The organism is Butyricimonas sp. RTP31003st1_G1_RTP31003_210430 (assembly GCF_040920905.1).
Classification (GTDB): Bacteria; Bacteroidota; Bacteroidia; order Bacteroidales; family Marinifilaceae; genus Butyricimonas; species Butyricimonas paravirosa.
On the sequence record NZ_JBCOSQ010000067.1, the window covers coordinates 1 to 10,558 of the forward strand.

At 42.0% G+C, this 10,558-nt stretch carries 7 protein-coding genes; 3 read left to right on the forward strand and 4 right to left on the reverse strand.

Going from position 1 to position 10,558, the window contains the following annotated elements; genetic code table 11:
• Positions 1-93 precede the first annotated feature (93 nt).
• Positions 94-423: a DUF5684 domain-containing protein gene (locus AB5542_RS17085; protein ID WP_027201036.1), complete on the reverse strand. Its 330-nt coding sequence runs from the start codon at positions 421-423 to the stop codon at positions 94-96.
• Positions 424-642: 219 nt separating this feature from the next.
• Between AB5542_RS17085 and AB5542_RS17090 the strand changes: the two genes are divergently transcribed.
• Positions 643-2,586 carry a response regulator gene (locus AB5542_RS17090; protein WP_288215414.1) on the forward strand — a complete coding sequence of 648 codons (1,944 nt, stop codon included), beginning with the start codon at positions 643-645 and terminating at the stop codon, positions 2,584-2,586.
• Between the two features lie 149 nt (positions 2,587-2,735).
• Here AB5542_RS17090 and dnaK read toward each other — a convergent pair whose 3' ends face one another.
• On the reverse strand, positions 2,736-4,646 hold the full coding sequence (gene dnaK, locus AB5542_RS17095) for a molecular chaperone DnaK (protein WP_087420576.1): 1,911 nt from the start codon (positions 4,644-4,646) through the stop codon (positions 2,736-2,738).
• 325 nt (positions 4,647-4,971) lie between these two features.
• On the opposite strand from dnaK, the gene AB5542_RS17100 reads away from it, so the two are divergent.
• Both AB5542_RS17100 and AB5542_RS17105 read left to right on the forward strand, forming a co-directional pair.
• Positions 4,972-8,022 (forward strand): tetratricopeptide repeat protein, encoded by a 3,051-nt coding sequence (locus AB5542_RS17100; protein WP_279040890.1) that lies wholly within the window; start codon positions 4,972-4,974, stop codon positions 8,020-8,022.
• Between the two features lie 11 nt (positions 8,023-8,033).
• A complete protein-coding gene (locus AB5542_RS17105) occupies positions 8,034-8,771 on the forward strand; it encodes a glycosyltransferase (protein ID WP_270544778.1) in 738 nt (245 codons plus the stop codon).
• Positions 8,772-8,994: 223 nt separating this feature from the next.
• Here the strand turns inward: AB5542_RS17105 and AB5542_RS17110 are convergent, their stop codons facing one another.
• The gene (locus AB5542_RS17110) at positions 8,995-9,261 is read right to left on the reverse strand and encodes a GNAT family N-acetyltransferase (RefSeq protein ID WP_118302066.1); all 267 of its coding nucleotides are present in this window, start codon (positions 9,259-9,261) and stop codon (positions 8,995-8,997) included.
• Between the two features lie 406 nt (positions 9,262-9,667).
• On the reverse strand, positions 9,668-10,558 hold an 891-nt coding region (locus AB5542_RS17115; protein ID WP_368243248.1), incomplete at its 5' end, for a HEAT repeat domain-containing protein.

Genomic DNA, 10,558 nt, shown 5'->3' on the forward strand with positions numbered 1-10,558 from the left:
TTTCCTCTTCGACTTTACTATTCAAAGATAAGCTTTAATTGGAAAAATGTTACCAACTATTTTTGGCCACATTACTAAAATATATAGAAAGAATTATTCATTCTTGAACTGATCATCTCCGAATGCTAACATCGGGAAAGTGATAAAGGGAAAGAAAATAGTTGCAATGGTAAATCCAATACCTTTTCCGAATTTCTCCAAGAATTCTTTTAAAGCGATGATAGAGAAGATGATGTTTGCAATCGGAACAAAAATCATGATCAAAAGCCACCACCACGGTCTGTTAATGATTTGGAGCATTACGTAAAGATTGTAAATAGGGATAATGCCTTCCCAACCTTGTCTTCCTGCTTTTTCGTACACTTTCCACATGGAAACAAGTAATAATACGACAATAAGCAAGTAAATGATAGATACTAACATAGTTCTGATTTTTTTAGTTAAACATTTATAAGTAAACTCGTTTTTTCCTTTCGTATACACACAGCATTTTCGTTCGCAAATGTATAAAAATCTATACGATTGTCAAAGTTTTTTCTTTCTATTATCTGTGTTTTTACCGTTAAAACTTTTATTATCTGTTTTTTTAGACAATAGATTTCTTTTGTATTTGTTTTTTAATACATTTGTAATATCGAATGTATGCTATTTATGGGCGATTTGGAGAATGGTGTATTAGGAAAAGAAAATGTTGCGGGGGATAACGGAAATGAAAGTTCTAAAAACGAGATTGATGTTATTCGTTACGCACTGGATCACGTGGATCAGGAAATTTTTGTATTCCGTCCAGGTGGAGAACTCGTGTATACCAATCAACCGGGTAGAGACAGGTTCCATCTACCGGAAAATCTGACTGGAATTTACGCATGGACGTTAGATCCGACGTTAACATTAGAGTCTTGGAACAAGAGAACTCAGCCAGTTAGGGAGCGTGGGGAGAACTTTGAGAGTATGTTGTATTTAAACCGGCCCGGTGGGGGATGTGATGTCTTGAAAATGTTTGCTCACTCGACGATTCGTGTTTCCGGGGAAGAGTTAATCTGGGTCTTTGGGCGGGATGTATCCCTGCACGTGAAAAATGAGAATAAAATTAAAGAGCTTAATTCCATTATGAACACCGTACTAGACAATATTCCCGTGTATTTGTTCGTGAAAGATGCCGGACCGGAATTTCGTTACGTGTATTGGAATAAAGCTTTTGAGACATATTCTCATATTTTACGGGAGAATGCTCTAGGTAAAACCGATTTTGAGGTTTTTCCCAATCCAAAAGATGCAGAACGTTTCAGACGAGATGATAAAGAATTACTTCGTACGGGAAAAGATATTGAATTCTTGGAGACCTATGAGACGAAAAAAGGGGAGATAAGAACTGTGAAGACGTTGAAGACTTTGGTCCGGAATGACTCTGGTGATCCCTGTTTTCTAGTTGGTGTTTCGTGGGATATAACAGATTTAAAAAGTACGGAACAAGAGTTGGTTAAGGCTCGTTTGAAAGCGGAACAGTCGGACAAATTAAAGTCTGCTTTTCTGGCGAACATGAGCCATGAAATTCGTACGCCTTTGAATGCTATTATCGGTTTCACTCGTTTGGTGGCAGAAACGGAGGATGCGGGAGAGAAAGATTATTATCTGAATATCGTAGAGAACAATTCGGAGTTGCTGACACAATTAATAAATGATATACTTGATTTATCAAGGATTGAAGCCGGGAGCTTGGAGTTCGTCTATAAACCGGTTAGTATCCGGGAGTTGTGCTTGAAAATTCAAGAGGTACATCGGGTACGCATGAAAGAGAATGTACAGTTGGAGTTTGAGGATGGTGGTTTAAATACCCACGTGTTAACAGATGGAAACCGACTATTTCAAGTTATATCTAATTTGATCACGAATGCCTCAAAGTTTACAGCAAAGGGATTTATACGTTTCGGTTATCAACAAGTGGATGATTTTATCGAATTCTACGTGGAGGATTCCGGGTGTGGAATTCCCAAAGATAAAGTACCTACAATCTTTGATCGTTTCACAAAATTGAATACCTTTGTGCAAGGCTCTGGCTTAGGATTGGCGATATGTAAAATGCTTGTAGAGAAAATGGGAGGGAACATATTTGTTCAATCTGAGGAGGGACATGGTTCTATATTTAAATTTACAATTCCTTATCAAAGAATTACTATCGAAACAGACATAAACGATATGGAAAATAACGAGATTAAAGAAAATGTAAGCATGGGAAGAACGATTTTAGTGGCGGAGGATGTGGAGAGTAATTTTCTTCTATTGAAAGCAATTATCGGGAAGACTTATACATTGCTCCATGCTTGGAATGGAAAGGAAGCTGTTGAGATATATGAACAATCCCAACCTGATCTTATTCTTATGGATATTAAAATGCCGGAAATGGACGGGTTAGAGGCAACTCGAATCATTCGTAAAGTTTCTCAAGAAATTCCGATTATAGCTTTAACAGCATTTGCTTTTGACGATGATCGGGTAAAAGCGTTAGAGGCTGGTTGTAATGATTATTTGACCAAGCCGTTGTCTGCTCCTTTATTAAAGGAAACGATTGCCAAATATCTGGTTTGATTGATATTATTAAAATTATTATATTTCTAATTTACGTGCATGGAAGTTCGTCATGAATTTCCATGTCGTGTATAAAAAAGGATGTCATTGGAGTATGAAAAAAGCTGTAAACGATAAGTTTACAGCTTTTTTATGTAGATGTTAGAATTTTATTTCACCTCCTCGAAGTCAACGTCAGTTACTTCTTGGTCTTTACCACCATTGTTCGCTTGTTGTTGTTGATCAGCGTGAGGGGCTCCTTGTTGTGCTCCTTGTTGTTGTTGGGCGTTGTACATTTCTTGAGATGCAGCCTGGAACACGTTGTTCAGTTCATCAATAGCCGAGTTGATAGCGGTAACGTCCTGAGCCTTGTGAGCGTCTTTCAGTTTTTGCAAAGCAGCCTCGATCGGTTGTTTCTTGTCGGCAGGTAATTTGTCTCCAAACTCTTTCAATTGTTTTTCTGTTTGGAAGATCATACTGTCGGCTTTATTGATCGTGTCGATTCGTTCTTTTTCCTTCTTGTCAGCCTCTGCATTAGCGGCAGCCTCGTCCTTCATTCTCTTGATATCGGTATCGGAGAGTCCGGATGAAGCCTCGATACGGATAGATTGTTCTTTTCCGGTAGCTTTATCTTTTGCAGATACTTTTAGAATACCGTTAGCATCGATGTCGAAACTAACCTCGATCTGTGGAACACCACGTGGGGCTGGTGGTAGTCCGTCCAAGTGGAAACGTCCGATCGTCTTGTTGTCTTTTGCCAAAGGACGTTCTCCTTGTAATACGTGAATTTCAACAGACGGTTGGTTGTCGGCAGCCGTGGAGAATACTTCCGATTTCTTGGTCGGGATCGTGGTGTTGGATTCAATCAATTTAGTCATCACTCCACCTAAAGTTTCAATACCTAAAGAAAGCGGGGTTACGTCAAGTAACAACACGTCTTTTACTTCTCCGGTTAATACACCACCTTGGATAGCGGCACCAACGGCAACAACTTCGTCCGGGTTAACTCCCTTGGAAGGAGCTTTGCCAAAGAACTCTTCAACTTTCTTCTGTACAGCCGGGATACGGGTAGAACCACCTACCAGAATTACCTCGCTGATGTCTGATGCACTCACGTTTGCATTCTTCAATGCACGACGGCAAGGCTCGATGGTTGCTTGTACCAGATGGTCTGTCAATTGCTCGAATTGTGATCGGGTTAAGGTTCTTACCAAGTGTTTTGGAATTCCATCAACCGGGAATATGTACGGCAAATTGATTTCCGTGGAGGTTGAGCTGGAAAGTTCGATTTTAGCTTTTTCAGCAGCTTCTTTCAGACGTTGGTGAGCCATCGGGTCTTTCCGGATGTCCACGTTCTCGTCTTTCTTGAACTCGTCAGCCAGCCAGTTGATAATCACGTCGTCGAAGTCATCTCCTCCTAGGTGGGTATCACCATCAGTTGATTTTACCTCGAACACTCCGTCACCTAATTCCAAGATAGAAATATCGAAGGTACCACCTCCCAAGTCGAAGACGGCGATCTTCATATCTTGATCTTGTTTATCCAATCCGTAAGCCAATGCAGCAGCAGTCGGCTCGTTGATAATACGTTTCACGGTCAACCCGGCAATTTCTCCGGCCTCTTTCGTCGCTTGACGTTGGGCGTCGTTAAAATATGCAGGAACGGTGATTACCGCCTCTGATACCTCTTGTCCCAAGTAATCTTCGGCTGTCTTCTTCATTTTTTGAAGAATCATGGCAGAGATTTCCTGCGGGGAATATTTACGATCACCAATTTCAACACGCGGGGTGTTGTTTTCTCCTCTTACCACCTTGTAAGGTACACGATTGATTTCTTTATCTACCTGATCATAGGTTTCACCCATGAAACGTTTGATAGAATATATTGTTCTCGTCGGGTTCGTGATAGCCTGACGTTTTGCAGGGTCACCTACTTTTCTTTCGCCATTGTCAACAAAAGCAACAATAGATGGTGTTGTTCTCCTACCTTCACTGTTCGGGATCACCACCGGCTCGTTACCTTCCATTACGGCAACGCAAGAGTTCGTGGTTCCCAAGTCTATACCAATAATCTTTCCCATATTGTTTAATATTTATAATGTTATTATTTTCTATTTACTTTTTCGTTCTTTGTCCCTGAATAGTTTCAAGAACATTTATCTTTTATCAAACGGTGTGCCAGTTCCCAAATAAGACTTATTTTCATAAAAATCTCTTACAGGCACGTGGTTGGTGTCATATTTACTGACAGAACGTCATAAATTGAACGGGTCAAGACGTTTCAATCTGACAATGAAATGGCAGAAAGAGTATTGGGAGTTGATAACTTATTTTATATCTTTATACCCGTTAAAGGTCGTAAGTAGGCGGTAAAATATATTAACTAGTTGTGTAAAAGATTTTACAGTGGAAGAAGTCGTAAATAAGTCTATTCAGGTAATTGGTTTCACGAGAAATGCCGATTTTCAATTACCCGTTTTAAATACCAATAAAGAATTCTTGCAGGAGAATATCATCCTGCTACGGGTTGGTTGTCAACATGAAGAGTTTCTAAACGTGTTACAAGAGGTACGGGCCGAGGATATAATGCTTGTCGATCTGGACCGGGTGGCCTTGCCTGTGTTGAACGCTCTTGGACAAGCTTACGGGAAAACTGAACGAAAGGATCATGTTTATTACGTGAGTAGCCGGAAACGTAAGCTGTGGCTTGGGTTTGTGGATGCAGTCCTGTGGCGGGGTGATCGGAGTATCACGGATTCTCCTGTGTTAATTGGTAACAAGTCTTTGTTTATGAAAGCATACGCGGGGAATGACCTAGACGGTAATCTATTGAGGGCTGTGAGTTACAGTTTACAGAAAGCGTTCGTGAAATTCGGGACCTTGGAGGTGTCTGTTACCTGGAAAGATGCGGAAAACGTTTCGAACCCTGCCGTGAATTATTTTTGGAAGATACCTTTTCGTTTTTTGACCACAGGCCGTTTCTTTACCACCTTGTTTGATGTTTCCGGTCGGTCTCGTCGGGATATGACATTCCGGATGTTTATGCTGTTATTCGGTTTGTTCGTCTTTTTTTATATGCCTTATATCAGTAAAGATTACGGGATTAGCGGGGACGAGTTTGTCGATCACCGGCATTCCGGTTATGTACTTGATTTTTTCACGAAAGGGGATAAGGCCGCGTTGAATCAGCCTCAAACGGCTTTACACCTTTACGGTAATTCGATGCAGGTGGTGGCGGCTGTCGTGGCTAACATGATCGGTGCGGATGATGTTTATGCCGTGCGTCATGTTGTGTGTGCCTTGGTGGGAGCTTTGGGGATAATTATGATCGGTTTGATGGGAATGCGTTTCGGAGGAGGGTTGTGTGGACTCATTTCCATGTTGTTACTCTTTTTTTCGCCCCGTTTCTTCGGGCATAGTATGAATAACCTGAAGGACATTCCGTTTGCCGTGGGATACTTGGTTGCCATATTCTATTTCGTGCGGATGTTCGATCGTTATCCCGTGGTCAAACTACGACACATGATCGGGGCCATGCTGGGAATCGCTTTGGCATTGGGAACCCGTTCCGGGGGCTTGCTTTTGTTTCCGTACTTGTTGATGTATGGCGGTTTGTTTTACATCTTATGGGTTGGATTCAAGGAGTTTTATAAATTTATGAAATATCTTAAGGATGTCGAAAACATCTTGTTTTTGATTATACTCGTTTTATTTGTTGGGTATTTCTTGTCTATCATCACGTGGCCTTTTGCGTTGGCTCGCCCGTTTACTAACGTGGTTGTGTCATTGAAGGAATTCACGAATTATAATATCGGGTTGCGCACGATATTCGAGGGAGAACAGATGATGTCGAATATGCTGCCTGTTCATTATGCCCCGAAATACTTGATGATCGGGTCTCCCTTGGTGGTGGTAGTCGGTTTTATCGGGTATCTTTTTTTCATGGCTTTCCGGAAGAAGGAATTCTCTCTGTTGTCGTTCTTCATTTTATTCTCACTGGTATTTCCCGTGTTTTGGGTGATTTACCAGAAATCAAATTTGTACGGGGGAATTCGTCATTTGTTGTTCGTGATGCCTTTCATGGTGTTGCTGGCAGCCCGGTTCTGGACGTTAATGTTATCTGTTTCCCCTAAATATTTGAAGGGTGTCATGGTGGTTGTGCTTGTCGGGTTGTTATTCTTACCTGCACGTCACATGGCCGTGAATCATCCCAATGACTATGTTTATTTTAACGAGTTGGTGGGAGGGTTGCGAGGTGCTTACGGAGATTACGAAACGGATTATTATTATAATTCCTTGAAAAAAGGGGTGGATTGGTTCAAGAAGAACGTGGATTATAAGGGACGTCCTCTCCGGATCGTGACGAATCATAGTGCGAATCTGCAACATTATTTCCGGAAAGATACGAATGTTACCATCGTGTATAGCCGGTATTACGATAAATTCAGCAAGGAGTGGGATTACATGATATTCGATAACGTGTATATCAATAGTTTCCAGTTGAAAAATGGTCTTTTCCCAGTGAAAGAGGGCTTTTTGTATTCGGTGGATGCCGATGGGTTGCCGATGTGCGTGGTGGGTGAGAGAACGTCTAGGGATGATTACGAGGCAATCAAGTTGGAGGAACAGAAGAAGTACCCGGAGGCGATCGCGAAATTGGAGAATTATTTGAAGGGTCACCCGTGGAACGAGGAAATGTGGATGCGTTTATCCCGGATGTACTACACGATTGGCAAGCCGGAGGAGGCTCTTCGGTGTACGGGTGAATCTCTGAAATGGCAACCGCAGTTGATGGATGCGTTGAATATCCGGGCGTTGAGTGCTTTGGATTTGAAAAAGTTCACGACGGCTCATCAGGCGGTTGACGCGATGTTGGCCCAAAATGACGTGGCATCTTCTTCTTATTATTTGAAGGGGTTGATTTACTACACGGAGGGAAAGGATAAGGAGGCGCTGGATAATGTCAATAAAGCGTTGAGGTATAACGGTGGAAACGTGCAGGCGTTGGCCTTAGGTGGGGATATTTTACGGCGAAACGGGAGTTATTCGAAAGCGATAGAACCTTACGAGAAGGTGGTGAGAGCCAAACGGGCGGATGAGCGGGTGTTACTTTCTTTAGCGGAATGTTACTGTCGTGTGAGTAACTATAAGTTGCTGGAACAGATTACGTCATTGTTACACGAGCAAGGACGGGATAAAGAGGCGTTGCAGAAGATTGAACTCCGGGCTTTGATTCAGCAGAAACGCATGGAAGATGCCGAGAAATTGTTAAAACAGATGAGCGGGGTTAAAGAAGATAGCGAGTTCTTGTTATTACGTGCTTTATGTGAACTTGCGGCGGGACGCCGGGCTACAGCCACAGAAATGGCTCAAAAGGCGATAGAACTGGACCCGAAGAACAGGGAGGCGATTGAATTACAGCGTTTCTTGTCGAAAGAAATGGAGATTCGGAAATAAAACGATTATAAATGAAAAAGATATGTGTCATCATCCCGTGTTATAACGAGGCGCAACGTTTGGAGTTGGAGGTCTTCCGGGAATTCGTGGGTAGAGAAGAACGTTTTGATTTTTGTTTCGTGAACGATGGTAGTCAGGATAATACATCCGAGGTTTTACGGCGGGCCGTGGAGTTGGAACCGGGGCGTTTCTTGCTGGTAGACAACACGGACAACCGGGGAAAGGCGGAGGCCGTCAGGAGTGGGATGTTGTATGTCAGTTCCTTGAATCGTTACAATATCGTGGGGTATCTGGATGCCGATTTGGCCACGCCATTGGAGGACCTGTATCTGCTGGCAGAGGTGATGGACAGGAAACCGGAAGTGTGCATGACGATGGGGGCCCGTCTGAAACGCTTGGGGGCCAACGTGCAAAGGAAAGCGTATCGCCATTATTTGGGGCGGGGCTTTGCGACGTTAGTTTCGATGTTATATCAACTTCCCGTGTACGATTCTCAATGTGGGGCTAAGCTTTTGAAAAGTGAGTTAATACCTGTTGGATTTAGCGAGGAATTTCGTTCCGGTTGGCTTTTCGACGTGGAACTAATCTTACGAATCCGGGAAAAACACGCTGATTATGACCGGATTATTCATGAAGTTCCCTTGAATACATGGGTGGAGAAGGGGGACAGCCGTATCAAGTTCAAGCATTTGTTGAAGATGCCCAAGGAATTGTTTAATATTTATTGTCGATACATGGGGCGTGAATAAGGGAGCGTCTTCCGGGCTACTCTAAACTTAATATTTCGAATAAGTTACCGTCTACTCGCGTCGCAGTCTCGTTAGTAAGTTACCGATAAGTTACCGATAAGTTATCGAGCGGGAGTGGTAACTTGTCCCAAAGTTCGTGTCGATGAATGATTGGATTACGCCCGAGTCACAGGCGGAACTCCGGAGGGAGTGTCTGCCAGCGGGCTTGAATTCGTTTTTGTCTCTATTGTAGATATTCCGGATGTCGTTTCAACCACACGGCCGCATACGAGCAAGTGCCTTCCGGTTTGAGGTGATTGGCTTTCGCGTAGTCATAAGCGGCTTCCGTGAGTGCGCTAGCGATTCCTCTCCCTTCTAAAGCCGGGGGAACGAACGTGTGAATAATGTCAAGACTATTGTCCGTTAACTTGTATTCTGCATAAGCCGTCATGTTTTCCAACTCGATTTCGAAACGTTGCCGGGTAGGATAATGTGTCACTTTGTAATTCATAGTTTTTGTTTTTTGATGTAACGAAGATAAGCAATAAAATAATAATACAGAATACTCTTTTTGTTGAGGGAGGATTGTTATCAACAAAATGAGGGTGTGTCAAAAGGTGTTTTATCCTCAAAAAACTTCTCCGTCACTTCGTGCCACCTCCTCTATAAACAGAGGTTGTGCTGGTGACTTTTGTCGAAGACAGGGAGTATTTCAACTCTCCCTCTGCTAGGGAAAGCTAAAAGTTGAAAGTTAAAAACTAAAAGTTGAAAGTAGTAAATTTAGAAACGTTGATTTGTGGGTGAAAATCTAAAATCTACAATCATTGAATTTAAAATTAGTAAGGGGAGTACTCCGAAGGGGGGAGGGCGTTTGAAAAATGACTTTTGCCCCCCCCATTTTCTTCGTGTGATTTTACCTATTTTAATCGATTTACAGTTTTAACTGCTTCGTTAACTAAATGAACATTTTCGTTCGCTTGAATAATTTTGTTACATGCTTCGATAATTAGTTGTCGTTTCACGGAATGGGTATACCAACTTAGAGTTTCAACTGTCATGATTCTTAAATCAATATCTTGGGAATTATCTAAGGCAAATTCGATTAATACATCAACCATTCCTATGGAAGGATGATTACGTTGACGATTAATATCAAAACGTTTGTTTTTTGCGGAAGAATCTGAAGAACGGATCGTGTTGATAACCTCTGTTCTTGAATTTTGACCACGTTGTACCAAATTTAATGTCTCCTCAATGAATTTATCTTTGTTAATCCAGTGGTTATTTTCTGCGGCTTGGTGTTTAATTTCGTCAGCCAACAGAGCCATATTCATCATGCCAATAGCATCACGGGCTTGGTAGTTTACTCGACTGGAAAGGTTTTCATTTAGTAAAGCGTATGCTAAAGCCGGGATTAATTCATCTGCCCCAACGTATCCTATATATTGTACTGCAAAACGGCGTACGAGTTCATAACTGTCCGACACGGCAAGTTTCAAAACATCAATTAATTCGGGACTATTCATTTTGTACAATAACTTCATACATTCCATTCGGACAACTCCATACGGGGATGTTTCATAGGTATTTTTTAGTAACTGCGGTAATTTGTTAAATCTATTTTCATACAATTTCCGCAATGCCATACATTGGACATCTGCATTCGGGTATTTTAATAACTTATGCCATAGGGAAACTTTCTTTTGGTCAATGACAATTGTTTTGTTCATATCTAGAGAGGGATCTTCCGTGTTGGCAAAATGATAGGTCGGGTCTCCGATAATATGTGTTTCCAAGTAGTGCACGTG

What these genes read in the sequence shown, in the direction of transcription:
- AB5542_RS17085 (WP_027201036.1), bottom strand. Translation starts at nt 423, where the DNA reads ATGTTAGTATCTATCATTTACTTGCTTATTGTCGTATTATTACTTGTT.
- AB5542_RS17110 (WP_118302066.1), bottom strand. Translation starts at nt 9,261, where the DNA reads ATGAATTACAAAGTGACACATTATCCTACCCGGCAACGTTTCGAAATC.
- dnaK (WP_087420576.1), bottom strand. Translation starts at nt 4,646, where the DNA reads ATGGGAAAGATTATTGGTATAGACTTGGGAACCACGAACTCTTGCGTT.
- AB5542_RS17090 (WP_288215414.1), top strand. Translation starts at nt 643, where the DNA reads ATGCTATTTATGGGCGATTTGGAGAATGGTGTATTAGGAAAAGAAAAT.
- AB5542_RS17105 (WP_270544778.1), top strand. Translation starts at nt 8,034, where the DNA reads ATGAAAAAGATATGTGTCATCATCCCGTGTTATAACGAGGCGCAACGT.